The sequence below is a fragment of the Kutzneria buriramensis genome (assembly GCF_003387475.1).
GTDB lineage: Bacteria > Actinomycetota > Actinomycetes > Mycobacteriales > Pseudonocardiaceae > Kutzneria > Kutzneria buriramensis.
In genome coordinates this window covers 80,494-107,346 of record NZ_QUNO01000023.1, presented here as the reverse complement: position 1 = coordinate 107,346, position 26,853 = coordinate 80,494, and the positions used below count along the sequence as shown (strand labels likewise).

The 26,853-nt window shown below is 67.0% G+C and carries 16 protein-coding genes, 2 pseudogenes and 2 CRISPR repeat arrays; of the genes and pseudogenes, 6 read left to right on the top strand and 12 right to left on the bottom strand.

Annotated features, from left to right (window positions below):
• Nucleotide 1: 1 nt before the first annotated feature.
• Entirely contained in the window at nt 2-1,096 is a 1,095-nt protein-coding gene (locus tag BCF44_RS46910; RefSeq protein WP_116181048.1) for a helix-turn-helix domain-containing protein, read from the top strand.
• Between the two features lie 134 nt (nt 1,097-1,230).
• Here BCF44_RS46910 and BCF44_RS46905 read toward each other — a convergent pair.
• Nucleotides 1,231-1,806: pseudogene (locus BCF44_RS46905) on the bottom strand (PHP domain-containing protein); the annotation flags it as partial.
• 221 nt (nt 1,807-2,027) lie between these two features.
• Nucleotides 2,028-4,406: a tetratricopeptide repeat protein gene (locus BCF44_RS46900; RefSeq protein ID WP_211353562.1), complete on the bottom strand. Its 2,379-nt coding sequence runs from the start codon at nt 4,404-4,406 to the stop codon at nt 2,028-2,030.
• A 578-nt stretch (nt 4,407-4,984) separates the two neighbouring features.
• Between BCF44_RS46900 and BCF44_RS46895 the strand changes: the two genes are divergently transcribed.
• Nucleotides 4,985-5,185: a hypothetical protein gene (locus tag BCF44_RS46895; RefSeq protein WP_116181045.1), complete on the top strand. Its 201-nt coding sequence runs from the start codon at nt 4,985-4,987 to the stop codon at nt 5,183-5,185.
• A 798-nt stretch (nt 5,186-5,983) separates the two neighbouring features.
• On the opposite strand, the gene cas6e is transcribed toward BCF44_RS46895, so the two are convergent.
• The 9 genes from cas6e to BCF44_RS46850 all read right to left on the bottom strand — a co-directional run bounded on the left by cas6e (nt 5,984) and on the right by BCF44_RS46850 (nt 18,524).
• A complete protein-coding gene (cas6e, locus tag BCF44_RS46890; RefSeq protein ID WP_116181044.1) occupies nt 5,984-6,658 on the bottom strand; it encodes a type I-E CRISPR-associated protein Cas6/Cse3/CasE in 675 nt (224 codons plus the stop codon).
• Nucleotides 6,649-7,377: a type I-E CRISPR-associated protein Cas5/CasD gene (gene cas5e / locus BCF44_RS46885; RefSeq protein WP_116181125.1), complete on the bottom strand. Its 729-nt coding sequence runs from the start codon at nt 7,375-7,377 to the stop codon at nt 6,649-6,651. The genes cas6e and cas5e overlap by 10 nt, the downstream gene beginning before the upstream one ends.
• Before the next feature lie 5 nt (nt 7,378-7,382).
• Nucleotides 7,383-8,540 carry a type I-E CRISPR-associated protein Cas7/Cse4/CasC gene (cas7e, locus tag BCF44_RS46880; protein WP_116181043.1) on the bottom strand — a complete coding sequence of 386 codons (1,158 nt, stop codon included), beginning with the start codon at nt 8,538-8,540 and terminating at the stop codon, nt 7,383-7,385.
• 15 nt (nt 8,541-8,555) lie between these two features.
• The gene (gene casB / locus BCF44_RS46875; RefSeq protein ID WP_170218135.1) at nt 8,556-9,170 is read right to left on the bottom strand and encodes a type I-E CRISPR-associated protein Cse2/CasB; all 615 of its coding nucleotides are present in this window, start codon (nt 9,168-9,170) and stop codon (nt 8,556-8,558) included.
• On the bottom strand, nt 9,167-10,741 hold the full coding sequence (gene casA, locus BCF44_RS46870; RefSeq protein WP_116181042.1) for a type I-E CRISPR-associated protein Cse1/CasA: 1,575 nt from the start codon (nt 10,739-10,741) through the stop codon (nt 9,167-9,169). Before casA ends, casB begins: the two co-directional genes overlap by 4 nt.
• Nucleotides 10,738-11,121 carry a hypothetical protein gene (locus BCF44_RS46865; RefSeq protein WP_116181041.1) on the bottom strand — a complete coding sequence of 128 codons (384 nt, stop codon included), beginning with the start codon at nt 11,119-11,121 and terminating at the stop codon, nt 10,738-10,740. The genes casA and BCF44_RS46865 overlap by 4 nt, the downstream gene beginning before the upstream one ends.
• Complete coding sequence (cas3, locus tag BCF44_RS46860) at nt 11,118-13,541, bottom strand: CRISPR-associated helicase Cas3' (RefSeq protein ID WP_281283240.1); 2,424 nt, start codon at nt 13,539-13,541, stop codon at nt 11,118-11,120. Before cas3 ends, BCF44_RS46865 begins: the two co-directional genes overlap by 4 nt.
• A 237-nt stretch (nt 13,542-13,778) precedes the next feature.
• Nucleotides 13,779-14,246 (bottom strand): CRISPR-associated endonuclease Cas3'', encoded by a 468-nt coding sequence (locus BCF44_RS46855; RefSeq protein WP_170218134.1) that lies wholly within the window; start codon nt 14,244-14,246, stop codon nt 13,779-13,781.
• Between the two features lie 199 nt (nt 14,247-14,445).
• A CRISPR array of direct repeats spans nt 14,446-14,901; the repeat unit is 28 nt; unit sequence GTGCTCCCCGCGCGAGCGGGGGTGGTCC.
• A gap of 2,100 nt (nt 14,902-17,001) precedes the next feature.
• Nucleotides 17,002-17,274: direct repeats of the CRISPR family, unit length 28 nt; unit sequence GTGCTCCCCGCGCGAGCGGGGGTGGTCC.
• 752 nt (nt 17,275-18,026) lie between these two features.
• A complete protein-coding gene (locus BCF44_RS46850) occupies nt 18,027-18,524 on the bottom strand; it encodes a hypothetical protein (protein ID WP_147328937.1) in 498 nt (165 codons plus the stop codon).
• Between the two features lie 275 nt (nt 18,525-18,799).
• Between BCF44_RS46850 and BCF44_RS46845 the strand changes: the two genes are divergently transcribed.
• The 3 genes from BCF44_RS46845 (at nt 18,800) to BCF44_RS54990 (ending at nt 24,571) form a co-directional block, all read left to right on the top strand.
• Complete coding sequence (locus BCF44_RS46845; protein ID WP_147328936.1) at nt 18,800-20,707, top strand: hypothetical protein; 1,908 nt, start codon at nt 18,800-18,802, stop codon at nt 20,705-20,707.
• 6 nt (nt 20,708-20,713) lie between these two features.
• Nucleotides 20,714-23,566: an ATP-binding protein gene (locus BCF44_RS46840; protein ID WP_246016219.1), complete on the top strand. Its 2,853-nt coding sequence runs from the start codon at nt 20,714-20,716 to the stop codon at nt 23,564-23,566.
• Nucleotides 23,567-23,713: 147 nt separating this feature from the next.
• A complete protein-coding gene (locus BCF44_RS54990) occupies nt 23,714-24,571 on the top strand; it encodes a prolipoprotein diacylglyceryl transferase (RefSeq protein WP_147328935.1) in 858 nt (285 codons plus the stop codon).
• Between the two features lie 1,289 nt (nt 24,572-25,860).
• Here the strand turns inward: BCF44_RS54990 and BCF44_RS58245 are convergent.
• Nucleotides 25,861-25,998: pseudogene (locus tag BCF44_RS58245) on the bottom strand (IS30 family transposase); the annotation flags it as partial.
• A 589-nt stretch (nt 25,999-26,587) separates the two neighbouring features.
• Between BCF44_RS58245 and BCF44_RS54985 the strand changes: the two are divergent.
• Nucleotides 26,588-26,851, top strand: coding sequence for a hypothetical protein (locus BCF44_RS54985; RefSeq protein WP_147328934.1), 264 nt, complete (start codon nt 26,588-26,590; stop codon nt 26,849-26,851).
• Nucleotides 26,852-26,853 lie beyond the last annotated feature (2 nt).

Sequence of the window (26,853 nt, the reverse complement as noted above, 5' to 3'; positions counted from 1 at the left end):
GATGCCGAAGACGGAGATCAACTCGGCGCCGTCTGCCGACGCGGCGCCCGCACTCAGATCCGAACTGCGGGCGCTGCGCGTCGCCTCCGGCCTGTCCCTGCGCGACCTGGCAGCGAAGATCAATTACAGCCACGTGACGATCCACAAAGCCGAGACGAATGTCCGCCAGCCATCTTGGGCCGTCGTCGAGAAGATCGTCAACGCGTGCGCACCACCTGGCGAGAACCTCGCCTGGTGGCAAGGGCTGTGGAAGGCCGCCGGGCCCAGGACGGAAGAGCAGCCGATGCCACCCACACCATCGGCACCCGCCAGCCCTCCCACCCATGCCACCGCCCGGCGCCGGCGCCACGGCAACCCCGCACGCGCCATCGCGACCTGCGCGTCACTGTCCGCGGACCCCAACGCCATTCGCACCGTGCGCGACTACATCGGGGCCCTGAGAAGCCTACGGATGCGCAGCTACAGAGAAGTCGCGAGGCGGGCCGCGAAGGCCCTTTCCGGCCTGGACCAATCCCAGTCCTTTGCCCACGTCTGGCGCAGGAGGGAGAAGAAGCCTGAAGCCGTTGCATCCTCGACCCTGGCGGACCTGTTCCGCCCAGATCGGCGCTGGTTGGACTGGCGTGTGATCCGGGCATTCCTGCTCGGCTGCGACGTGCCGCCTGCCGATTTGCCCTCCTGGGAGCGCCTCCTGCATCGAGTACAGGGATACAGCCGCCCGGTACCGGTCCACCGGACCGCCCCACACGCGCCGCCACCCGCCGTCGACCTTACCGGGATCGACACGATCCCGGCGTTCATCGCCGCACTCAAGGAGTTGATGCGCAAGGCCGGTAAGACGATGGCGACCGCCATCTCCGACGCCCGGTGCCATCCCGGCGTTCACATCCCGGGCCGCTCTACCGTTGCCGCCCGCTTCAGCCGGGGTATAAACCATGGTGAGCTGCCCGAACGCGACTTGGTCAAGGCGTTCCTGCGCGGTGCCTACTGCGGGTCGGGGTGGCCGCGGGAGTGCGTTCCCGACTGCAACGCTGACGAAATCGCCGCGTGGATGCGCAGGTACGACGACCTGTGGCGGCAGAACATGCGTAGGCGCTAGACGGCAGCCGCAGTGGGCGGCGTGTGTCGAAGCATCGACCACTTGGCAGGCCGACTTCGATGAAGGACATCTCCGCTGCACCGGGCGGGAGAGTTACCCAACCTTGCAGATTGATATCAGTTTGATGCCGAGATGAGAGCTAAGCGTTTACCGCGGACGTCCTCGGCAATCTGGTCCAGGTCGTAGACGGGGCGGCCTTTCTCGCCCCTGGCGAGGTGTCCGGTGGTGATCGTGCGGCACAGCCGGGTGTAGCCCTCGGGCCGGCGGGCCAGGAGCAGCAGGTGCTGCCCCTCCGGGTCGGCGACGCCGTTCTGCGGGGCGCTCAGGTCGAGGCTGAGCTCGGACCCGAACACGGTCGGAAGACCATGTTCTCGTGCGGCTTCGGCGAATCTGACAACGCCGGACATGCCGTCATGATCGGTGATGGCCAGCGCGTCCAACCCAAGCCGGACGGCTTCCTCCACGAGTTCTTCCGGGTGGCTGGCACCGTCGAGGAAGCTGAAGTTGGAGTGACAGTGCAGCTCCGCGTAGGGCACCCGATCGGGGTCGGCAAGGCGGTCGGCGTAGCTGGCGACGCCGGGCGGCGGGGTGTAGCCGTCGCGGTGGCGGGACCAGGCGGGGCTGTCGTTGCCGTCACCGACCGGCTGCGGCTTGCCGGACAGTGCTCGTTCGAGCTCGCGCCACGGGACGGGCGGGTTTTCGTAGGTCATGCTGCTCCCCACGGTTTGTGCTCGCCGTGGGGAAGCCGGCGCATGCTCTGTTTGTGCAGCCTGTGACGTTTTCTAGGCACCTGTGTTCGACTACTAGGGCAGTGAACGGGACGGCGCTCGCGTTGTCAACCAAGACTGGTGGCGCTATCTGACACTTGGTGTCTGCTTCAAGGCCATGATGGATGAGCACGGACACGCCCGCCCGCCATGGACATCGGAACTCAGCGGGAATTTGAGTTGCTGGGCTGGCCGGGAGTAGATGAGCCGTCGGGATCCAGCCCGTACGGCCACCTCGACTTAGAGGTGCCAAGCGTGCATCCGGCGTCGGCAATCTTCCGGTAGAGGTCTTCTGCACCCTTCAGGTCCCCATGTTCCTCCCGCATCCGCGCCAGCACTAGCAGTGCGTCGGCATAGCCACCGTCGGCGGCCCGCCAGGCGAAGGCTTCGGCACCCTCCAGGTCCCCGCTGTCGACCCGCATCCACGCCAGCAGTAGCAGGACGAATGGGTCGCCAATGTCGGCGGCCCGGCGGTAGAGAGCTTCGGCGCCCTCCACGTCCCCAGCTTCCTCCCGCATCCGCGCCAGGACTAGCAGGACGGATGGGTTAACAATGCCGTCCACCCGGCGGTAGAGAGCTTCAGTGGCCCGGTTGTAGAGAGCTTCGGCGGCCTCCAGGTCCCCAGCTTCCTCCCGCATCCGTCCCATCATTCGCAAGAAGTATGCGCCGCCGGCGTCGGCGACCCGGCGGTAGAGAGCTTCGGCGCCCTCCACGTCCCCAGCTTCCTCCCGCATACGCGCCACCACTGCCAGAGCGTCGGTGTTACGGGCGTCGCCAATCCCGCTGTAGAAGGCTGTGGAGACCGCCAGGTCCCCCGCTTCCTTCCGTATCCGGGCCAGCTCGGGCAGAGCGGTGGGGTATCCGGCGTCGACGGCCCGGCGGTAGAGAGCTGCGGAGTCGCCCAGGTCCCCCATTTTCTTCCGTATCCGCGCCAGCTCTGGCAGAGCGGCGGGGTATCCGGCCTTGACGGCCCGGCGGTAGAGAGCTTCGGCACCCTCCAAGTCCCCCACTTCCATCCGTATCCACGCCAACGCTGCCAGGGCGTCGGAGTTGCCGGCGTCGGCGGCCCCGCGGTAGAGAGCTTCGGCACCCTCCAAGTCCCCAGCTTCCATCCGTATTTGCGCCAGACTTCGCAGGGCGAACGGGTGACCGGCGTCGGGGGCCTGCCGGGCGAGGGCTTCGGCGCCCTCCCGATCCCCGGCCTCCTCCCGCAGCCGCGCTAGACGATCCAGGGCGAACGGGTCGACGACGGCGTCGATGGCCTGCCGGGCGAGGGCTTCGGCGCCCTCCCGATCCCCGGCCTGCTCGCGCAGCCGCGCCAGCGCTATCAGAGCGTAGGCCTGGCCAGCGTCGACGGCCCGACGGTAGAAAGCTTCAGCGCCTTCCAGGTCCCTGTCCTCCTCCCGCAGCCGCGCCAGCGCTATCAGAGCGTCGTTCTTGCCAGCGTCGGCGGCCCGGCGGTAGAGAGCTTCAGCGCCCTTCAGGTCCCTGTCCTCCTCCCGCAGCCGCGCCAGCGCTTGCAGGGCGTCAGGGTGGCCGGCGTCGGCGGCCCGCTGCCGGAGGTGGTGGGCCCACTGCAGGCGGCACCTGCGGTACGCGGCTTCGGCGAGGTTGTTGAGGTCACCGGCGTCCGTGAGATAAGTGTGCGCGGCGTCCCAGAAGGACCCAGGCGGACACTTTCTGCGGCGAGTGGCGCGGCCATGCTGTTCGAGGTAATCCGCGAGACGGAAGACCACCCCCGCCGCTGGGACAGGCGCCATGCCCGGCCGGCGCACGCGACGGACAGCGGTGCGGCGCAGGGGCGCTTGTTTGCCGTGGACAGGACGGGCGAGGTCGGCGAAGGCGGCTTCAGCCCAATCTTCGGCGCGCTGGTCGTAGTCCTGGTCCGCGAAGTAGTCGCTAGCGGCATCGATGAGAAAGGCCTGCTCGAGGTGGAGGCCGACACCGAGACGGCGGGCGTCCATCGCCGCCTCCAACAAAGCCCTCACCGGCGGGGTGCCCTGTTCATAGCGGCGCAGAAGCTCCGGCGCGCCAGCGAGGTCCTGCGTGAGACGCCCGTGAACCTGAGCCCGAGTCAAAGCGTCCTCGATGAACTCGTCGCCGCCCTGAGCGAGGGCAGTCGCGGCCTCGAGCGCCTCCTGGTCGAAGGCGTCGGGGACGGTAAGGGTGCGTCCGGTCAGCAGCTCCCGAACCCGGCTGTGCGGATCGGGCCCACTGGCAGGGGGCACCAGAGCGTAGGTGTTGGCGTAGTCGGGCCACAGGGTGCCCACAACGAGAACCGGTGAACGGTCAGGGTCGGTGAGAAGCGTGTGGAGCGCGGCCGCGATGCGTTCGCCGTGCTGGGGGCGGCCGAGGTAGTGCTGTGCCTCGTTGAGCCACACCACCGTGCAGGGCGCCACGCGGTCGAGTTCGGCGAGCGCGGCCTCGGCCCGCGTCGGGTCGTGCGGGTGCCACAGCCGCCACCCGTGGGCGGCCAGTGGTTGGACGGCTTCCCAACACGCCCTGGTCTTGCCGGTCGAGGACGACCCGACCAACACGAGCATCCGACTGTGACCGGCCGCGGCGTCGCGCACCGCCTCGGCCAGGACCCCGTCGTGGGCGCGGCGCACGTAACCGGGCAGCGCCCGCCGCGACCGTGCAGACGAGTCGACCCCGCCGGCCGGGCCGGCAGGATGGACCTCCAGATCGTGCGGATCCCACTGCCCAATCGCCTTACCCGGCCTGTCTTCTACCGATGGCGTGGCATGGGGTGGTGCCGTCGCGGCGTGGTGCAGGTCCAGCAACTCCTGGACCGGCAAGCCGAGTTTGTCGGCCAGCTTCGCGACCGTTGCGGCTGTCGGGGCTGGTCCGCCGGGCCGGAACGCCGCCTGGACGGTAGTGCGGCTCAACCCGGCCAGCCGGGCGAGCTGGGACTTTTGTCGCCCTGTTCGGGCCAGACCGTTAGCCAGCCGCACGCGCAGTTCGGCCAGCGCCGCCTCTCGCCCCTTACGCTCCCCCGTCATTCCCCCACCAACCCCTGCGTGTTCAACAGTGTTCATCGTTGTCCGGATCGGACCACGCTGAACACCAAACCCGTGATCGTCGGTTAGGTCACCAGACCGCCCATCTCGGGGAGATCGCCGTGAACCGTATCGCCGTTATCCTGCTCGCCGCCGGCCTGATCGGCGTGCTCGCGCTACTGGCCGCCGCCGCAGCGGGCGTCCTCGCCCGTCTCGACGGCGCCACCTACCCCGCCGCCCTGATGCGGGCCGCTGCGACCTTCGCCGCCGTCCTCACCCTCGCCGCAGCCATCACCGCAGCACTCGCCCGACTTCTGCCGTGAGGCTCCCCGCCCACGGTGTGCGCGGCGCCGGCACCGCGCCGGCGACCGGAGAGGCCACACGTTTTCTCGTGACCCGGCGTGGCCCTGTGCGGGGAACAGGGCCACGCCGGCTGGACGAACCACACGAGGTGGGTGTGGGCTCGGTTCAGCGCGTCGGGGGGCTCCGCGCTGGACCGTGGTCATGGCATCGCCGGAGCAACGTCGACCGTTACGCCATCCGGCGGAACGCGCTTCGATGTGAAGCCCACTGTCGCCGTAGTGACAAGGTTCCACACGGCCCAGCCGACCGCGTGCGCAGGGAAGACCCTTGCCGCACTTCGGGCAGTCCTTCGCGCCTGGGACACCCCCGCGTGCGCGGGGAAGACGACGCCGAGGACCGGGCCACGTTCCACAAGCACGGAACACCCCCGCGGGCGCGGGGAACACAGGTTCAGGTAATACGTCGTGGCGTTGATTTCCGGCACACCCCCGCGCGTGCGGGGAAGACCACAGCTTGAAGTCGTGACCTGCGGGAACCTCCGGAACACCCCCGCGTACGCGGGGAAGACGGGCCTGCCGGTCGGCGGCGTGGATGCCAACCTATTCGCTCACGGAACACCCCTCCGCTCGCATGGGAGGACAGGTCGTTGAGGTCTTCTCGGCCGAGGTACTGGAACAGCGCCGCTCGCGCGGGGAAGACTGCTTTTGGCGACCGTGCAGCGGGTAGGAGCAGCCTGGCATGAGACAGGAGCGAATGGCGGCGCGGCCGTCCACTGTGGATTTGCCAAAGAACATGTGTTTGGTTCGAACGTTGTTCGGCTACTGTCGTTGTGTGCGTGGCAAGGCCAGGCTGAGGAGCCCGCAGCCGTAGGCCTTCGCGCGGCCGATGCCGGTGCATAGCGCGTCGGTGAACGTGTCTGGGTCGGTGACGATGAGGTGGCCGTCATACCGCACCGGTAGCACGGTGATCTTGCCGTTCAGGTCGGTCTTGCGGCCGGCCAAGTCCGGGCAAGGTGAGGGAGTGACGTCGGGGTGGCCGTCGCCGCCTACGGGAATAACGAAGCCGTGGCTTTCGCCTCGGCGCACGAGCCATTCGATCTGCTTGTCCGGGCTGCGGTGCGCGAAGCGTCTGCCCCGCACATCAGGTCCCTGGCTTTTGGCGTAGGTCGGGTTGGCCACGATCCGGAACGACAGCTTCCGGCCGGGTGCGACGGCGTCGAGGACGGGTTGCAGGCTCTTGACCTGCGCCGGGCCGGTCAGATAGTCGAAGGGGAGGCGGGTCCAGTCCGGTGCGGTGCGACTTTGCACGTACTGGACGAAACCGCCGTACGCGTCCTCGAGGCGCCAGAGGATGCCCTGCTCCTGCCGGGGCGCGGTGTCGGTGTCGACGGTGCTGAACGCGGACATGACGGTGCGGTGCATGTCGTGGATGTTGGCGTAGTCCCGGCGGAACTCGCGCGAGCGCACGTTGATAGTGAGTTTGCTCAGGAACACGGCGGTTCTCCGATGGCGGTCATCTCTGGTGTGAGCGGCACATAGCCCGTGCGCACGGTGCGGGTGGCGTGGCGGCGGTCGCCCTGGGTGAACCGCAGCGGCACGTCGTGACGTACCTCGGCGTCGGCTAGGCGTGGGTCGCAGTCGACCACGGTGCGCAGCTCGGCGCGTTGTGTCTTGTTCTGTTCGGCGCGGCGCACCTGTGGGTCGAGCTCAAGCCACGGATGCTGGGTGAGCACTGTCTCAGCGGGTGTGTCGGACAAGCCATGGCCGGTGTCTGCCGCGCCGAGAAGCGGGCGCGTGGGTACGTAGGCCTTGCGGCCGAGGAAGATCGGCCAGCGCGGTCGCTGCACCGCGGTCGCGATGTCGGTGAGCAGGCTCGGTTCGCCTTCGAGGACGACGAGGAACAGCGCGTCGGCAAGGTAGTAGCGTTCGCTCACAACGGTGCGGTGCCCGCCGCCGAGGGTGGTGGGCACGTTCTGGGTGGTATGGAAGTCGCGTTCGAGGATGCCCTCGCGGTCGACCCGGATCGCCAGGCGCAGTGCGGCGAGCCGGGCGATGGCCGCATCGTCGTCACGCGCAATTCCCAGCGCGGCGGCCATCACGCCGACGACACCGGACTTGGTGGGTTCTCGTGCGGTGTCACGGATGACGCCGTGCGAGCGGGTTCCCCACGACTGCATCGGGGCGTCCAGACACAGTGCGAGTGAGGTTGGCATCGCGGTCATGCCTGCGCGGCAGTGAGGACTCGGGAGGTGAACGCGTCCAGCGTCGGCACCACCTCACCCGCGTCCGAGGCGGGCAGTTGGCCGGTCACCGACGCTGCGGCGACATCACGGATCGCGGTGGTGCCGTAGAATCCGCGCAGCTGGGTGAAGTGGCGCATCAGGCGGTCGGTGGAGGCGGCCATCAGGTCGGGCTCGGTCACGGGTGCGAGGAAGGCGTTGGCCAGGTTCCAGGCGCCGTGCTCGCGGACGACGCCCAGCAGCGTGTCGGGCATGGTGCGTGCGGCCATGGAGTTCTGTTTGCCGCTGGGCACGGCGTGGATGAACGCGGACAGCCACGCCTGGGCGGCTCGCGCGGCGAGGTCGCTGTCGCCGCCGAGGTTGCTGGTCAGTGTGGTCAGGTCGAGGTTGGCGTAGCGGTAGTAGCAGGCGGAGTTGAAGTCGACGGTGCCGATCATGTCGGCGCCGGACTCGCCGTCGGGTTTGAGGTCGTCCACGGCGGTGTAGTAGTCGAACTCGTTGACCACGGCGTGGGTGGAGATCGCGTGGGCGACCTGGGAGGCGGCGTCGACGTTGAAGTCCTTGTTGTCGGCGATCATCCGGCCGAACAAGGCGACGTCGGCGACCCGGGTGGCATCTAGGATGCGGCGGGCGGCGTCGAGGTCGTCCTTGCTCGGCTTGATCTTGACGGGCTTTGGTTCCTTGGCGCCGTCCTTGGTGGTCTTCTCCTTGGCCTTCTGTTTGTCCGTTGCCGCTGCGCTGAGCCGGTCCCACTGCTGGTTGCAGAACTCGGCGAGCAGGTCGATCGCTTGGCGGCCGACGAACCACAGGTACTGTGTCAGTCCCGTGGCCGGGTTGACACCGAAGCCCAACACCTCCAGTCCCACTTCGACCACTCGCGCGGCCTCGTCGGCGTCACGGCCCTGGGCGACCAGCAGCTCTGCTGCGTTGGTGAGTAGCCGCTTGGTGCGCACGCCGGTCTCCGTGGTGTCCAGGCCGTGCTCGTTGAACAGAAGCCGCGCCGAGCGCTTGAGGCACTGGCTAGAGATTCGACCTCGGGTGTGTCCGCCGAAGGTGGCGGTCTTGGGTTGACCCACGTCGTCACGGTTGAGGTTGCTGACGGGGAAGGACTGCAGCAGGTGGAGCTCGATGATCACGTGGTTCTCCGGTAGTCACACAGTCGTGGTGGGGGACGGGGTTTCGGTCTGGGCTGGTTGCCGGTGGAAGTCGCGTGCCCATTCCAGCCGGACCCGGTGGGCGCGGTCGCTGAGGTAGCGCTCGCCGAGCAGCACGATGAGGTCACTGAGCAGCTGGGTGTAGTCCAGCGCAACGTCCTCGGACCGCAGGAGCTGGACGGCCTGGCGGAGGTAGTGGGGCAGCGAGTCGCGGTCGACCGCGACGAGTTGGGTGAAACGCCGCGTCACCGAGTCCCCGCGCTTGTCGGCCAGCGCGCGCAGGGACGCGCCGATGGTCTTGGGCCCGGGCCCACGCCGCCGCGGTTGGGGGTGCAGCGCGTACAGGCCCGCCACCAGCAGCCACGCGTTCTGCTCAGCGCGCGGCGGCTCGTGCGCCAGGACGAACTCGTAGGCCTCGACCTCGTGGCGTGGCCCGGTCAGACTGCGACGCAGCCGCGCCAATGTCCTCCGGGCCTGCGCCTGCAGATGAGGGGTGGTCGACTCCAGGCCCCAGTGCAGGGCGTAGAGGGCCTTGAGGAACTCGGACCTGCGATCAGCAGGAGTGGCGCCCGATTCGGGTGAGCGTTGATCGGGTGGCGGGATGTCGGTCACGCGGTGTTCTCCCGGGTGATGAAGGCGGCGGTGTGCGCGTGGAAGAGAGCGACGATCGTGTGGAGGCGGCCGGTGAACCGGGCGTGTTGTTTGGCGGCCGCGACCAGGTTCCGGCCTTGTCGTGGCGAGCCCTCGGCCCACCGGTTGGCTGTGGTCAGCGCTGCGATCCGCACGGCGGCGGCCCAGGCGTTGACGGCGTCCGTCTGCGGGCCGCGGCCGACGTGGGCGGCAGCCAGGCTGCGCAGGAAGACGGAGAACGGCTGCGGGAGCTGGGGCCAGTACGCGAGGTCGATACCCGCAGTCGGCGCACCACGCAACTCGGCCCGGTGGTCGCGTTCCAACGCCCGCAGAGCCTCGCCGACATCGTCGGCGAGCTTGACGGCGAACCCGAGGATACCGCCGAGCGAATCGTCGTCCGCGCGGAGCAGCGCTACCGGCGCCGGGACCTCCTCCTCCGCCCAGGACTCGACGACGGCGTTGTTCTTGTCCAGTTGTTGACCGAAGATCCTGAGTGTGTAGACGATGTCGTCGGCGATGTATCCGTCCTCGACCAGGTCGGCGATCTGGTCGAGCAAGCGGGGGCGCTGCCGGCCGCCGCCGCCGGCCAGGAGCAACTCGACGCTGTGCCGCCAGACACCCCGGACCTCCCGCAGCCGGATCGGCAGCAGCGGGGCGTCCTTCTTCGGCTTGCCGTTGGTCGTCGGCTGGCGGAACGCGGCCATCAACTCGACCATCGCCAACTCGGTCCGCAGCCGCACGCCGGGAGTGACCACCACCTTGTCGACGACCGCCGCGCCGTGGTGATCCGAAGTGGACAGTAGGATCCGGCGTGCCGGCCACGTCAACAGGTCCGTCCATCCTCGGGGCACGCGCTGATCCGGATGGGGTGAGGGTGCCTCGGCCTCCTCCCACGCCGGTCGATCCTCCAGCGTGGTCAGCTCCGGCCTGCCGTCGGCCGGTGAGTACTCATGCGTGTTCAGCAGCAACGTCTCCTTCAGCGTCGCTCCCTCCACCACCACGACGCCGAAGTAGTTGCACGGCGCCCGCTCAGACGATTTGTCCTTCTCGAAGGGTGTCTTCATCCCGCCCGGGTCGAAGGCCTGCGCGGCGATCAGCCATCGCGCGGCCTCGGCCAGGGACAACCGGACGCTGTCGCTGTCGGTGGTGTGGTCGAACAAGGTAACGTTGTTGCCACTGGCCCGAAACGGCACCAGCTTGGCCGCACTGCTCGGGGATTTGGCTGCCAGCGCCGGGCATTGCAGAAACGGGCGCGTGGGGTGCAGCAGATCGAAACGATCACGCAACGGCTCCAGGTACCTGCGCAACGGCGCGAATTCCAGCCGCGGCTTGTCCCACAGTTCGCTCCACGCCGGGTTGTCTGCAGGCGCATACGCGCGATGCATGACCGCGAGGACAAGGCGATACAGGGCGGCGGTCATCGGCGGCGCTTCCGCGGAGATCCGCCGAAGCCGGTGGGCGCCGAGAATCGCATACGCGAGGCTGACCTCGCGCCGTATGCCGTCCAGGTCGATCACCGGTATCCACGGTTCGGTGACCAGGTCGAACTTCACGCGTCCTCCACATCAGTGCGGTCGTCGATGTCGCCGAGGCGGAGCCCGATGCCCTCCAGATACCGCAGCGTGGTGTCGCCGACGGTGCACCGGCCGTTACGCAGAACGAGCACGCGGTGCTCGTAGAGCCAGGGGCTGTCACGGAAGGCCGCCGGCACCGGCAGCGCTGCGATCGCGTCGGCGACGACCGGGTCGATGTCCTCCGGCACCGCCAACCGCACCGCCGCATCCAGCAGCGCACCCACGATGGCCCCGTCGAGCCCGCCGCCTGCGTCGAGGACAACGGTGTCGTCGCCGCCGAGCGGTCGAAGGCGGCCGGTCTCGTCCTCCCGTAGGAGCACAATCGACACCGACTCGGGCGTCTCGTCGATGTCGTTCACCTCGATCGCCCCGACGACAGCCGCGTCTGGCTGGGATTGCGCGGTCGCACGGTCAACTCGCGTGGATGCTGCATGCTCGCCGGCATGGGAATGAACATCATGCCGGCGCGATGCCGCTCATGGGCTAAGGCCGCGTCCATGCGCGTGGCAGCGCGGTCCCACGCGTCCTGCCAGCCGGCCGGGCAGGACACCGCCTCATCGGGGCCGTAGACGTCGTCGACCAAGCCCTGTACGTCATCGGGGCAGACGAGAACCTGTCGGTCACGCAGGACTGCCCACGTCCGCAGCAACACCCACGGCTGGTACACCGTAGACAGGTACGGGGGGAACACCGGGCCGTCACTGGTGTCCGCGACGCCGGTGATCGCCAGCGTCAGCGTTCCACGGCCCGTCCGCGAGTGGCGGTGCACGCGGCCGACGCGTTGGATCAACGCGTCGATCGGCGCCAGATCGCTGACCATGGCGTCGAAGTCCAGATCCAGGCTCTGCTCAAGAACTTGTGTGCCCACCACGATCGCCCGGTGCGGCCGGACACCCTCGGGGCCGAACCTGCCGTGCAGCTCCGTTTCCACGCAGTGGCGTTCCTTGGTGGACATTCGGCCGGTGATGGCGATCAGCTCAGGCTGCTCGTCGGTCGGGAGACGAGCGATCTCGCTGCGCAGCGCGGCGCAGGTCGAGGCCACCCGCGAGACCAGATTGTGGATCACGGCAACACATCCGCCGTCGCGCACGCGGTTGAGCACCCAGCGCACCACATCGGAGTCGTCGACACGGGACAGCTGCACCCGCCGACCGCTGTTGAGCGCGCAGGCCGCGACGGGCACCTGCTGAGCGGGCCTGCTGGGCAGCGCGAGCGTGGCGCGCGGGTAGGCGGCCGCAGACCCGACCGCGTCACGTTCTGTACACCCGCACCCCTGAGCCCCTGCTTGCCAGGCTGCCACGAGTTCGGTCCGACGCCTCGACGGCAGCGTCGCCGACAGCACCACGACCGGGACACCCATGCGACCTAGCCACATCAGCAGACGGTCCAGCAGCGTGGACATGTAGGTGTCGTACGCGTGCATCTCGTCGATCACAACTACCTTGTTCGACAGCCCGGCAAGACGCACGAACACGTGACCGGAACGGATGACCGCCTTCATCGGCTGATCCACGGTGCCCACGCCCAGGCCGATCAGCAGATTCTTCTTCCGCGTAAACCACTCGCGCGCCTTCACGTCGCCGTCGGCGGGATCGTCCACCGACACGTCGCCGGGAGCCGCTGTTTCCCGCTGCTCGGCGGCGCGCGCGGCCAGGTAGTCGTTCGCGCTGCTGTGCACCAACCCGACGGTGGTGGAGTCGCCGAGCCCGTCCAGAAGCCGTGTGACCACGTCGAGGATCTGGTTGCTCGTCGCCCGAGTGGGCAGCGCCACGAACATCCCCGCCAAGCCCCGCTGGCGCACCATACTGGCGGCGAACTGCAGCGCGGCCTTGGTCTTGCCTTCCCCTGTCGGCGCCTCGACGATCAGTAGCGCCGGCTCCGTCAGGCTCGTCGACCACTGCTGCACCACGAGCTGGACGGGTCGAGGCAGCTCGGGACCGAACAAGGCGGTGAAACTCGTGTCGGCCGGCGGCGACCACGGTTGCCAGCCCAGCCGGTCCATCGCCGCGCGCGCAGCCGCAGCGCGCGTCTTGGTGTACTGGCTCAAGTCGACGCCCGCGCCCGCGTAAGGGAAGTTCGTGTTGTCCGAGGCGATCCAGTCACTGACCGACGTCAGTGCGGCGAGGCTGACCGCGGCTTGGTGGCTGAGCCTGACCTGCTGCCACTGCGCCGCCGAGGGAAGCGGCAACGCGACCAGGTGCGCCAACGCCTCGACCATGGTCTGCCGCCACGACGCCCACTTCGCGCCGCCGTGATCGTTGATCGTACCGCGCGCCTGTTGCACTCGTTTCGATTCGGCGAAGTATCCATGGTGGCCGCCGACAGCGGCGCTGATCCGGGCGGCGGTCAACCGCTCGGCGCCCCATGACAGGAGCAACTGCTGCATGTGTAGCTCGGTGATCACACCGTGTGGTGTGTCGGTGCGCGTGCGTACCCGTACCGCGTCGAGCCAGTCCACATCGTCTACGGCCGACGTACCCAGCAGCTCCTTGGCGAGGCTCGCGCGGAGCGCCTGGAAGGCCGGTGAGAACTTGCCCAGATCGTGAAGACCACACAGCAACGCGATCCAGCCGAGCGGGTCCGGTAACACGGCGAACCCGTCGAGCAGTTCCGTGCGCATCGTGGGGCCCAACAGGACAGGAAAGACCAGCTTGGCTACGGCTGCGGTGTCCAAGACATGGCAGGCCAACGGGTGGGGAATCGCACCGGTGGAAGCCTTACCCCAAGCTGCCCCCAGTGCTGGCGGGTCGTAGTCCGCCCTGAACCGTTCCCTCTCCACTCGATACTCCGATTCGCGGTACTCGCAACAACGGATCGCTCATGATTTCGTTGAGAAGTGCTGGTGGACGCGTCAAGAATCAACGACAACCTCTTCGGGTGGTACGGGTATTCGAGGCTGATTGCGGAGTGCGTCTACCGGGTTGTAGCAGCAGACGCACGACGCGAGGCCTGGATCGATCCTGCTTCACCTGAACGGCTTAGCTGAACACTCTGCGCGCTACCGAGCTGGTGTCATTCAAGTAGCTTCCGGAGAGTTACAACCACCCTCGGAGTGACCAGGGACCCGGATGCCACGCCGCGCCACCGATTGGAATTCTCCGTGGTGGCCACCGGCGATCTCCGCGATTCGGTGCGCGACACTTTCCACCATGGGGTCTTCGACCTCGGTGAACCCGTTGAGCAAGGTCGGGAGCGTGAGGTAGCTGACCTGCTCGTGTCGGACGTAGTCGGCGCTGCCCGGCGGTGGCCACTCGTCCTGGAAACAGGGGCACGCCTTGCCGACGTCATGGAGGCCGGCGAGGAACGCGACGAAGCGGCGGGCGTCCTGGTCATCGAGGCCGAGTTGCGCCACCAACCAGGCCCGCACACCGGGCGCGAGATGCTTGTCCCACAACACATACGCGGCGGCAGCCGTGTCGATCAGGTGGTGCAGCAACGGGTAGTCGCTAGGCAAGTCTTTCCGCTTCCCCCACAGCTTCGGCACCCGGCCTATTCAAGCACGATGTTCATCGGCTCGTCGCTGAGGTGGGTACCGTCGTGTCCTGCCGGCCCGCACCTCTCGGCTAGTTGTTTGACAACTCAACAGAAGGCGTGAAATCCGGGGCGGGCAGTGCTTGGGGACGTGGCTGTATGAAGTGATGCTGTTTGATGGTCGAGCACTGCAAAATCGCAGGTCAGAAAGCGTGCTCCCCGCGCGAGCGGGGGTGGTCCGTCCTGCCGCAGGTCGGCCCAGCACTGCGTGCAGTGCTCCCCGCGCGAGCGGGGGTGGTCCGCTCGGCTACACCTTCGACGTCGGCGCCACCGCGTGCTCCCCGCGCGAGCGGGGGTGGTCCACTCACGACGGCGATCCGGCTGCAGTAGTGGCTGTGCTCCCCGCGCGAACGGGGGTGGTCCGTCATCGTGTCGCAGGACGATCTCGCGCCCGAGGTGCTCCCCGCGCGAGCGGGGGTGGTCCCACGTTGATCGCGGCCTCGACCTCGGCCATGTCGTGCTCCCCACGCGAGCGGGGGTGGTCCGGCGTTCTCTTCCGCGGTCGGCCCTGTCACCGAGTGCTCCCCGCGCGAGCGGGGGTGGTCCGGTGCGGCCGTTGTTGCCGAACGAGTTGAAGTTGGTGCTCCCCGCGCGAGCGGGGGTGGTCCCAACGACCTTCAGGTGCTGAAGGTGCCGACGTTGTGCTCCCCGCGCGCGGGGTGGTCCGGCCAACTACACCTGCCCGTCGGTGTGGGAGGACGTGCTCCCCGCGCGAGCGGGGGTGGTCCGGAAGGCACGACGGCGCAGGCGTGGCCGAGCGGGTGCTCCCCGCGCGAGCGGGGGTCCCAGATCGTCGTCTCGGCCAGTAGCCGGTCCGAGGTGCTCCCCGCGCGAGCGGGGGTGGTCCGGATCCGGCCGAGCCGTCGGTCATCCTTCCCCTGTGCTCCCCGCGCGAGCGGGGGTGGTCCGCTGCTGATCGCGATCCCGGCGCGGATAGGTCTGTACTCCCCGCGCGAGCGGGGGTGGTCCCTACGTGCAGGGCGACTACTCGCTGGACGGCATGTGCTCCCCGCGCGAGCGGGGATGTTCCGCGGAAGATGATGCCGACGGCGGTGTTCGCGACGTGCTCCCCGCGCGAGCGGGGGTGGTCCGTACGCCGCCGACGCGTTGACCTCGGCCTGCGTGTGCTCTCCGCGCGAGCGGGGGTGGTCCCAACACCTACGTGCAGATCCGCACTGAGGTCATGTGCTCCCCGCGCGAGCGGGGGTGGTCCCTACGAGGCGACCGGGGTCGTCGTGCACCCGTAGTGTTCCCCGCACGAGCGGGGGTGGTCCGTAGCTGCTCTGGTGGCCGTCCGTCGCGGTGACGTGCTCCCCGCACGAGCGGGGGTGGTCCGTCGATGCCGGTCTGGTGCCGCAGAGAGGCCGCGTGCTCCCCGCGAGCGGGGGTGGTCCGATCTGGAGGATGCCGCCGCCGGCGCCCTGGATGTGCTCTCCGCGCGAGCGCGGGTGGTCCTCATCGGGGTGCCCGGCGCCGCATTCAAGCTCTGTGCTCCCCGCGCGAGCGGGGGTGGTCCCGTCTTGGTGACGGCCGATGTGGTGCGGAAAATGTGCTCCCCGCGCGAGCGGGGGTGGTCCCTGGGCCGCGCCGGTCGGCGCGAAGTCGCAGCAATGCTCCCCGCGCGAGCGGGGGTGGTCCGGCGGGGGCGTCAATGAGGCTCCGCTACGCGGAGTGTTCCCCTCGCGAGCGGGGGTGGCCCCTCGGCGATGACCCTGGCGCACGCGTTCGGCTAGTGTTCCCCGCGCGAGCGGGGGTGGTCGGGCATCGCGCAGCGGCGAGTGTGGTTGCGGCATCGTGCTCCCCGCGCGAGCGGGGGTGGTCCCGGTTCCACCTACGCGATCGCCACACGCCTCGGGGTGCTCCCCGCGCGAGCGGGGGTGGTCCTGAGGGATACGTGCCGTATGACAAGGGGATCGAGTGCTCCCCGCGTGAGCGGGGATGGTCCCTGGCGCCGATCGAGGTCCCCGTTGATGTCGAACGTGCTCCCCACACGAGCGGGGGTGGTCCCATGTTGTCGTTCTTGACGTCGATGGTGTCCCAGGTGCTCCCCGCGCGAGCGGGGGTGGTCCGGGCTGGTGGGAGGGCAACGTTCCGGTGCCCGGGTGGTCCCCGCGCGAGCGGGGATGGTCCTCTCAGCCGGCATGACGTTGTGCACCACGTTCGGTGGTCCCCACGCGAGCGGGGGTGGTCCGTACGGGCGGGGCGTTCCCGGCGTGAAGCTGTTGTGCTCCCCGCGCGAGCGGGGGTGGTCCGTTGTCCAGGTCGGTCTGTCCACCCTCAACGGCGTGCTCCCCGCGAGCGGGGGTGGTCCGGATCAGGCTGACGCGACACCGGGTGCGGTCAAGTGCTCCCCGCGTGAGCGGGGGTGGTCCGGGCGGACCGGCGAACATCCCGGCCTGCCGCAAATGCTTCCCGCGCGAGCGGGGATGGTCCGGTCACGACGCACTGTGCTCCGGCCGCCGGGCCGTGCTCCCCGCGCGAGCGGGGGTGATCCGCGCTGGTCGCTGCGCTACCACCTGGCTGGCGCGTGCTCCCCGCGCGAGCGGGGGTGATCCCTACGGCGACAACATCTACTACCTGGAAACTCAGTGCTCCCCGCGCGAGCGGGGGTGGTCCGACCTACGGCATCACCGAAGAGCAGTACTGGGCGTGCTCCCGCACGAGCGGGGGTGGTCCGGGCTCCGCCGTCATCCAGGTGGTCCTCGCGGAGTGCTCCCCGCGCGAGCGGGGATGGTCCGGCCGGCCCTTCGATGATGCGCTCGGCGGCCTCGTGCTCCCCGCGCGAGCGGGGGTGGTCCGGTTCCGATTCCGGCGGTCGACGAGACGTCGCGGTGCTCCCCGCGCAAGCGGGGGTGGTCCGTAGCTGCTCTGGGGGCCGTCCGTCGCGGTGACGTGCTCCTCGCGCGAGCGGGGGTGGTCCGTTCCCGTGCGGAATCGCTTGGTTCGAGGACATGCGTTCCCCGCGCGAGCGGGGGTGGTCCGCTGGCGAACCCGTGAGGGAGAGGCCCCGCCACGTGTTTTTTCCCCGGTGAGCGGGGGTGGCCCGTGCGCGCCGGCCACCAGGTTCACCGCGAACGGCGTGTTCCGGGTTCCCGTGACACTATGCGTGACGCGAAACGGGGTCAACAGGGGGCATGGCATACCGAAGAGCTTGATCATGTTGAAAAGTTGCAGGTAGTTGGTGGTGCCGATGACAACAGTCCGACTTTTAATCTGTCGGTCCAAGGACATGAAGACCCGCAAGGGTCGGCCGGCTTCCTATAACATCGAGTACTTCCTGGTGCACGCGCCGGTGGCCTAGACGATTCCCATGAGCGTGTCAACGGATCGCCGATCTTGGTTCTGGCACGCTTTCCGGTCTTACCCTGCTCGGGCTTGTCCGGGCGGACCAGGTCCGGCTCACCAGCCGGGGAGCGGACCTCAACGTTATCGAACCACGACGCGGCAACGGGGGGGCAATGCGGGGCGGACCCGGACCGACTCGTTCTTACCCCGCCTGACCAGACGAGACAGATCCCAGTCCTCGTCTTCACTGAGGCGGCGGGCTCTGACAAAGTGAGGACATAACACACCTCGTCTCACCTCGACTCGGCGCGATCAAGCCTGCGTCGCACTGCTTCTGGAGTCACGCACTCGACTCGGCCGGTCGCTAACCCGGTAATTGTTACTGCTCACCGCACTCGCGACTGCGCTCCGGCCGGACGCCCGGCGATGAGGACACGATGGCGAGGCATCAGTACCAGCCGCTGTCGTAGCGCAGGTGCTCGATGTTGACCTTCTCGGTCGAGCCGTTCTTGAATTCGACGACCGCATATCGGTTGAACACGCCGTGGCTGATGCCCAGAACCTTGCCCTCGGTCTCCTTGGGCACAGCCCCGCCGAGGATCCCGCCGACAGAGCGGGTGTTATAGACCTTGTCGCCACGCTCCAACTCGTGACGACTGCTGGAGGAGCTGCTCCAGGTTGCCGAGGAGGAGCGTGGTCGGGCTTGCTCGGTCCGCCCGCCACGGTAGTCGGGGCGACGCAGCGCGGCGATCGCGTCGTCCGAGCGGGTCGGGAAGGTGCTGGTGTAGCGGGTATCCGGTTCCAGGCCGCCCCACCACATGTCGCTTCTGGGGGGTGCCGGTCGCGCGACATCGCGTGAGGGCACGAAGAGGTCTGATTCCTCGGCGTCGCCGCTGCTGCGGAAGCTGTCGTAGTCGCCGTCGGTCGCTTCAGGTCGCCTCGGCACGCTGGTCCCCCTGATGCTAGGTCGTGGCCGGGATCGTGAGTATGCCCCGGTTTCTGGCTCGGGTGTACCGAAAATGCGGGACGCGTGTGTACGACAGATGGTTGACAACCACACCCACCCGCCCCACTGAACTACTACACACGGTGGCAGCGCCTTGCGCCGAATGGGTGCTCACGGGAAAGAAGTTCAGTACGCACCTGCCAGCTCTCCCTCGGTAACCGTGTGAGGTCCTACAGTCACCGGACGACCAGACGGACGGGCAGCGGCTGTGACAGATGGGGGCAGCTGTGTACGACGAGGCGGCGGACGGGTTCTCCTCGGGCGCCCCGCGGCCAGGCAACGCGGTGTTGGCGCGCCAGTTGTTTCAGCCCGCGGAGCGGTGGGGGTGGGTGCACCAGCAGCCCGTAGTGCCGGCCGAGGGGTTCACCGAGCCCGAGCCGGCCTGGACCGCGCTCGACACCAGCAACATCGAACGCTTCAAGGGGTGGCGACGCTCGGCCCGGCAGGGTGCTGTGCGCCGTACGGGTGTCGGGCTGGCACTGATCGGTGGTGGCTGGCTGGCGCCGTCGGTGGCACCGCATGTCGGGGTGTGGTCGCCGATCGCGGTGGCCGCCGGTGCAGTGCTCTCCGTCGGACCGTTCCTGGGACCGTCGGTGTTGATCTGGGCAGCACGCGTGCGGAACCTGCTGCTGCGCTACCGGTTCGGTCAAGAGCACAAGCGGTGGGAGTCCAGGCGCCGGCAGCACGAGTTCTGGCAGCAGCAACGGCACGCGCAGCGTCCGACGTGGGAGCCGATCACTCCAGGCCAGACCACGCGGGTGGACGTAATCGGCGGCACTGGACACGGATGGGCCAGCCTGGTCACGACCATGGGTGCCTCGCTCGTGGCCGAGGGCACCAGCATCACAGTGGTCGACCTCAGCGAAGAACGGGTCGGCGGCGGGCTGGCGATGTTCGCCGCCGGCCTGGGCTATCCCGTCCAGCAGGTCGATCTGCCCGATAGCCTGGGTCAGCTCGACCTGCTGGACAACCTGACCCCCGCCGGGGTAGCCGAGCTCATCGCCCACGCGGTGTATACGCTGCCCACCGCGGGCACGCGGACCGATCACCGTGCCCTGCATCGGGACCTCATTCGTGCGGTCGTCGACGAGCTGGGCGAGAAGGTGACCTGGTCTCGCCTGGTGGCGGGGCTGATGGTGTTACGTCGCGTGCATACGTTGGTGTCCGCCGAGCTCCCGTTGAGCAAGGAGGAGATCCGGGCGATCACCGCGAAGATCGACTTGGTCGGTTCGTCTGAGCGGGTCTCCGAGCAGGTGCAGTACCTGACTGCGGTGCTGTCCCCGTTGGCGGAACGGGACACCTCGGCATCCGCTGCCAGCAGCGGGTCGACGATTGGCGAGGTCAGGATGTGGCCGCCGCGGGGCGTGACGGTGGTGGCCACGGGCGGCACGCACGAGTCGACCCGCGAGATGCTGGACGCGTTGCTGGTGCGCCGGCTCGTCATCGACCTGTCCGTGCACGAGCGCGCCGGGGCTCCATCTGTGCTGATCCTGGCTGGTGCGGACCATCTTGGGCTGGCCACGATCGAGGCGGTCGCGAAGCAGGCACAGCGCGTGGGTGTGCGGGTGGTGTTGTTGTTGGCGCACCTGCGGGATGACCTACGCAAGCTGCTGGGCACCGGGGATGGGGCCACGGTGCTGATGCGGCTGGGCAACGCCCACGACGCGAAAGAGGCGGCGGAGTTCATCGGGCGCCACCACACGTTCGTGCTCTCGCAGATCACCGACACGGTCGGGAAGTCGTTCTCCGATTCCCAGTCCACGTCGCAGGGTTCCAGCGACTCCACCGGCCGCAGCGAGGGCACCTCCACCGCCAAGACCCGCGCCGCGTTTCAGGCGATGGCCAGCGGCTACTCGTCGTCCACCCAGGACTCGGTCACCACCTCCCGCGCCCAGACCTGGCAGGACACCGTGTCGACCACCAGCAGCGAGTCCACCAGTACCGGCACCACCCGCTCACGGGTGTACGAGTTCCAGGTCGAGCCTACGAAGATCCAGTCGCTGCCGCACACGGCGTTCATCCTCGTGGAGCATGGACGCGACGGCCGCCGGGTCGTGGCTGGTGACTGCAATCCCGGTATCGGTCTGCTTCCGCAGGTGCTGTTCAACCCGGAACAGGACTAACACTCCGTGCACATCCTTGATCACGTTGCCGTGGTGCGGTTGCAGCAGGTCCCCCGGCATACCGACGACGCCAAGCCTGACCCGAGTAGTTCCCAGATTTTCGCTGCGCTGGCGGCGGCGCATGCTGAGCTGCGGACAAGGTCGGAGGCGGCGTTGCTGTTCGCTTGGTACCGCCCGAAGCTGGGAGGTCCGGTACAGATTCTGCTCGGTGGCCGGCCCTGGTGTCCCGCACTCTCCGATGGCCCAAGCGCGATGGAGTTGGGGCAGGTGCCGGTGGCGTATCCGCCTGGTGCCCGCGGAACCCGCGTCGATGCGGACGTTCTGGGCCGGGCATGGCGGGATTTGCCGGCGTGGGTGCGCTGCACCGGCACCGTGGATCCGTTGTGGACCAGCCAAGCAGAAGAAGCGACATCGGCGCCGCGGCGTGGTGGGTTCGACGACTACGTGGCGCACCTACGGACGCCGTTCGTGTGGTTGATCATCGCCCGCCCCGTCGACGTCACGACCGTCCGCGAGGAACTGGCCGATCTGGAGGCGGCGTTTCCCGGTCTGCGGCAGCGGGAGAACTCCGCCCAAGCCCAGATTGATTTGGCCCGCACCCAGACCCGCTACCGCGAACTATCCCGCGCCCTGGCGGCGGGGGTATGGGACGTGGAGGTCCTGGTCGGAGCCGACACACCGACGAAGGCTCATCGGGCCGCAGCGCTGCTGTGCAGTGCGAGCGATCTGGATGACCTGCCTTATCTGCTGGCCCCCGGTGACAAGGCCACTGATCTGACCACTGCGTCACGTCCCACCGACACCACCCTGGTTTCCGACCGCGGACAGCAGCCCGGTCTGCGGGCGGCCGCTGCGGTGGTGCGGGCCAGCGGCGAGTTCCTGGCGGCGATCGCCCGACCGCCCCGGCGGGAGCTGCCCGGGATCCGCTTGGTGGAGCGCGCCGAGTTCGACCTCACTCCCGACCACCACGGCGACGACAGCAACACGGTGATGCTCGGGTCGATCCTGGATGACGCCGACGAAGAGGCCGGCGAGTTCACGGTGTCCACCGCCACCCTCAACCGGCACGTCCTGACCACCGGCGCTACCGGCTCCGGCAAGTCTCAAACCACCCGGCACCTGTTGGAACAACTCCACCACCAGCAGGTTCCATGGTTGGTGATCGAGCCGGCGAAAACCGAGTACATCGGCATGGCCGGCCGTATTGGCGCCGACCAGGTGGTGGTGCTGCACCCGGGAGATCCGGATGCGGTGCCCTACGGCCTGAACCCGCTGCACCCCGAGCCGGGTTTCCCGTTGCAGACCCACATCGACCTGCTACGTGCCTTGTTCCTGGCGGCGTTCGAGGCGGACGAGCCGTTCCCGCAAGTGCTCAGCCAGGCATTGGACCGCTGCTACCGGGACCTGGGGTGGGATCCGACGATCAGCGCGTCCCGGCTGTCGGGGATTACGCCGCGCTACCCGCGGCTGGCTGATCTGCACAGCACGGCGCTGGAGGTGGTGGAGGGCATCGGCTACGGCAAGGAGGTCAGCGACAACGTCCGCGGCTTCGTCGACGTCCGTCTCCGCTCGCTCCGTTTGGGAACGCCGGGCCGGTTCTTCGACGGCCACTACCCCATCAGCATCTCCGACCTCCTTCGCCGGAACGTGGTCCTAGAAATCGAGGACGTCGGTGAGGACGGAGACAAGGCGTTCCTCATGGGCGCCCTGCTGATCCGGATCGTCGAGCACCTCCGTGTCCGCCACACGAAGGAGCCGACCGTGGGGCTACGGCATGTGACCGTGATCGAAGAAGCCCACCGGCTGCTGCGCCGCGCCACCCCCGGCTCACCCACCGCCCACGCCGTCGAGCTGTTCACCGCGCTGCTGGCGGAGATCCGCGCCTACGGCGAAGGAATCGTGGTCGCCGAACAGATACCCGACAAGATCGTCCCGGACGTCATCAAGAACACCGCCCTCAAGATCGTGCACCGGCTGCCCGGCCAAGACGACCGCGACGCGGTCGGGGCCACGATGAACCTCGATCCGGCGCAGTCTCGGCATGTGGTGTCGCTGCCGCCGGGCCGGGCGGCGGTGTTCGCCGACGGCATGGACCGCCCGATCCGCATCACGGTCCCCTACGGCGAACCTCGCGAAACCCGACCGGCCGGGCCAGTACCGCAGATCGCGGTCGACCGCGCATCCGCTGGGCCGTTGTTGACAGCTAGACAGCTCGCCGAGACCGAGGGGCTGGCCGAGGACCCAGAGCTGGTGCTGTGGATCGAACTCCTCACCGTCGCGCACTTGACCGGGCGGCCCTCCCCCAACCCCAGCCGAGACTGGTGCATGGCACTGATGAGCCGTGCATCCCACGAGATCATCAGTCATGCCATCCTGCACCAGATCAATGACGCAATCGACGCCCGCTACACCAGCCTGACCTACTACTTCCAACCTGAGGAGCTGGCCACCCACCTAGCGGGGATCGCGTTGCGCGCACTCGATGGCGGGATCTCGGTTTGCGATGGTTCGGACGTCGAATGGCAAGCGGGCAGGTACCGGTGGGTAGATGTGCTTCGGGCTTTGAGCGCATATGAGGGCGACGGACAGCACCCAGACACCGATCAGTGGGCTGAGCGCGGCTTGTATCTGACTTCAGCCACGGTTGTCGAGCAACTGGAACAGTTGGAAGCACACCCCGACAGTTGGCGGCCCGGGACCACAATCATCACCGGCGGCATCCCTTCACGCTACGAACTCGCCGTCGCGCAGTTGAGTTCAGCCGGTGACGACGAAGCCCGCCTAGTCGAAGCGACCTGGTTTCTCGATCTTGCCACTACATGGCCTCTCGCTGTGATCACCGAGCCAAGGAAGATCTAAATGGCGAGGGACACGCCTGCAGTATCCACCGACCACTCCCTTCTTAACAAGGCTACAACCGCATGCGAGAAGCCAACCAAACCACAACACCCTAGTCAATCAGAGGCTGCGCAAGCTGAAAGTACCGAACGCCCACTGCGTCGACGCATGAACGATCGTCGCGCCACAGCGGTCGCCGGTACGACCAAGCTGGATCCAGCCGCTACACAACACCAGATCCTCGATCGCGCCGCCCGGGCTCGAATTACACAATCAGATGCCGCGCGAGCAGAAATCGGAGAAAAGTCACTAAACTCTAACCATGAACGAAATAAAAAGTCCAGCAATCAGGAAGAGTTGCAATCATCCGACGCAATCAAACGCAAGAATTCAGATACCCCACCGGCGGTTCATTCGCTGCAGCCATCCAGCAAAGCAAAAGATCGAGCTGAATCAAAGCATCCACAAGCGTCTGAAGCTTCCAAAACAGGACGCGACACTAAGCCACCAGAGCCAGAGCGATCGAAAAATGGCACATCAACACCGGATAACACCCCGAACGACTCGAAAAAGGGGAAGTCATCCGATCAACTAGCCGACCAAGACCGCGAAAGCGTCGATCGAATCCGAAAAGCGGTAGAGCGAGCACGAAACGGCGACACAGAGGACATAGAAGACGTACTTACACTGAAGGAAATGCGAGCAGCGCGAGACGCTCTTCGCTCCGGTGAGCCGTTTCGCGCACGACAGATGTACGGCAAATACATCGAGCGAAGCGCTCAAGGCGACCGCGACGTTCAAATAGACACGAACGTAACTCCACTAACGGCCATCGGAAAACGGGAACCCGACTTTACAGTTGGCGGGTTCAATATAGACATCACAACCAACTCAAAGTCAACCAAGGGAAACCATCTCAGACGTGACTACATCAGATCGGAAGATAACCTAATAACATACCCCAGCCTTACAAGTAGCGAGGTTTACGAGCTCTTCGGCCTCAAATCTCCAACCAACAAGTCGTGATTCGCACTGCTAGAATAGATAAGGGAGACCGCCATCAACAAGGAGAGCTCGTTGCGAAAGATGGTTGCAGATCAGAATTTTAGCCACGTCAAGCACGTTGGCGAGCGAATTTCCTTTCAAGATCTATCACTATCTCGATGCACGTTCTCCAGTTGCACCCTAGGCCAAGGCGCGGGTCTCGAGACTCCCACGCACGTACGGAACGTCGACTGCACTGAATGCACATTCGACTCATGCAGCGGGCTTGGCATCCTATTCGATTCGGTCACATTGACCGACATTAACATAGCAGGACACCCACTTTCCCTTAGCGGATGCCTTTTTCGGCATGTCACACTCCAAGGAAAACAGGGTACTTGGGTTCTCAAAAAGCTCTCACCCCACGCAGCAGACAGCACGACAGCAAACTCCCTTGAACTGACACAAAAATTCTACCAAAAAGGCGACTGGGCACTCGACACTTCGCGGGCCCAATTCTCCGAAACCGCCGTGTTTGACTTGCCCGGAGATCTGGTACTGCGAGATAACGCCACCCAGTTTATTATAACCAAGACCAAAGCATCCGAATTCGATAATCGAGAATCGCTACCCGACTTGGCCGATCTTGTGATACGAAAGGCCGCTCGAAGCCAATTCGATTCGATCGTCGTCGTGGCCGGCGGAGACGCATCCGAACTTGCCGAAGACCTCGAAGTTCTACAAAAGCTAGTCGACCTAGGAATCGCCGCATAGACCGACAGAATGGCTTGCCGACGCATCCAGGACCATGACAACGCAACCGTTTGACAAGTCTATCACTTCCCTCGTTCCACGAATCAAGTACAGTTAGATATCCATTCGACACTGGACTTGGCCAAGACGAAGACAGAAGTGTGAAAGTGGCCAGCCGGACTTTAATTCTTCGCGGCCACAGGCGTGGCTTCCCGCCACACTCCGCTCGGCCGCTCGGCGCGGACCGGCCGCCAGGCCGCACGCCGCGCCAGAGCGGCCGGTAAGCAAGCTGGCGGCGCGCGGCGGCCACGGCCCGCCGAAGGCGGGCCGCTTGACATAGAAAAGGAAATTTAGACACACGCAGCAGCGAGGGAGCGGAGGCATGGTTGCTGCTAGCGGTGCCATCATCGTCGCGTGTTCGCCGGCATCACTCTGGCTCGTTTGCCGATCGCAAGCGTTGCTGTAGCCACCGCCCTGCGGGCGCTCGACACTAGATCAGGCTCCTGACACTCGCGGACTGCCCTCGGTGACCGATCCACCATTTCAACCGGGCGATCCCGCAGTCTCCAGCGGACCCAGTTGCTGCCGCGCTGCCACGGACTCTTCAGGTCGCAGAAGTACACCCGTACCCCAATGGCGATGGTGAACCGGGCGTATTCGGCCATCTCCTGACCCTGGTCCCAGGTCAGCGTCCGTGCCAAGATCGCCGGCAACGTCTGGCTCTTCGCAGCGAGCCCGTCAGCGACCACCTCGGCGCGGCGTCGGCGAGCCCACGACACGACCGATCCGACCAGCCACACGTAACGGTCTGGTCACGGTCTCCGTGACACCACACGTGACGCGAAGCAGCGTTGATCAGTGTGCTCAAAGGGGCGGCGGAGACTAACGCTGTTGGCAAAGTCGCAGGTAGATGCGAGTGTCAGTAACGGAGGCTCCGGAGGCGGGTGCGCAGGTTCGAATCCTGCCGGAGGCACTCCGCAGAACTGCGCTGCTGACAATGGTTTCGCGGCGACAGTAATTATGAGCCGTTCGTAGCCGTGTGGCCGGCGAAGCTACCTCAAGACCGAGGGCATCGACCCAGCCCCGCACCGGACAACCGTCACCTGAGCGGCCTTCCTATGTTCCCAGGGCGATGCGGTTCTGGCCATGGACTTCATCGAAACGGTCACACTCACCGGGCAGCGCCAGTACATCCTCGCCACCATCCACCACACCGGCAGGCGCGTACACGTCCACGGCACTTCCACACACCCACACATACCTGGGTGACACAGGCCGTCCGCAACAGTCCGCAATATGCTGCTCATGGACCTGGAGGACACCGCCAACCTCACACGGGTCAGGTTCCCTATCCGTGACCGCGACACCAAATACCCCAAGCTGATCGACAAGATCCTCAGCGACGCCCGCATCTCCTCAGTGTTGACCGGTGTCCGGGATGCCCCGCATGAACGCGATCGCCGAACGCTGGGTCAAGGTGCTGCGCGCGGAACTGCTGGACCGCACGCTGATCTGGAACCCGACCCTGCGGATGCCCGATACTCGGTCGTGGGCGTTGACCAGGGGTGAAG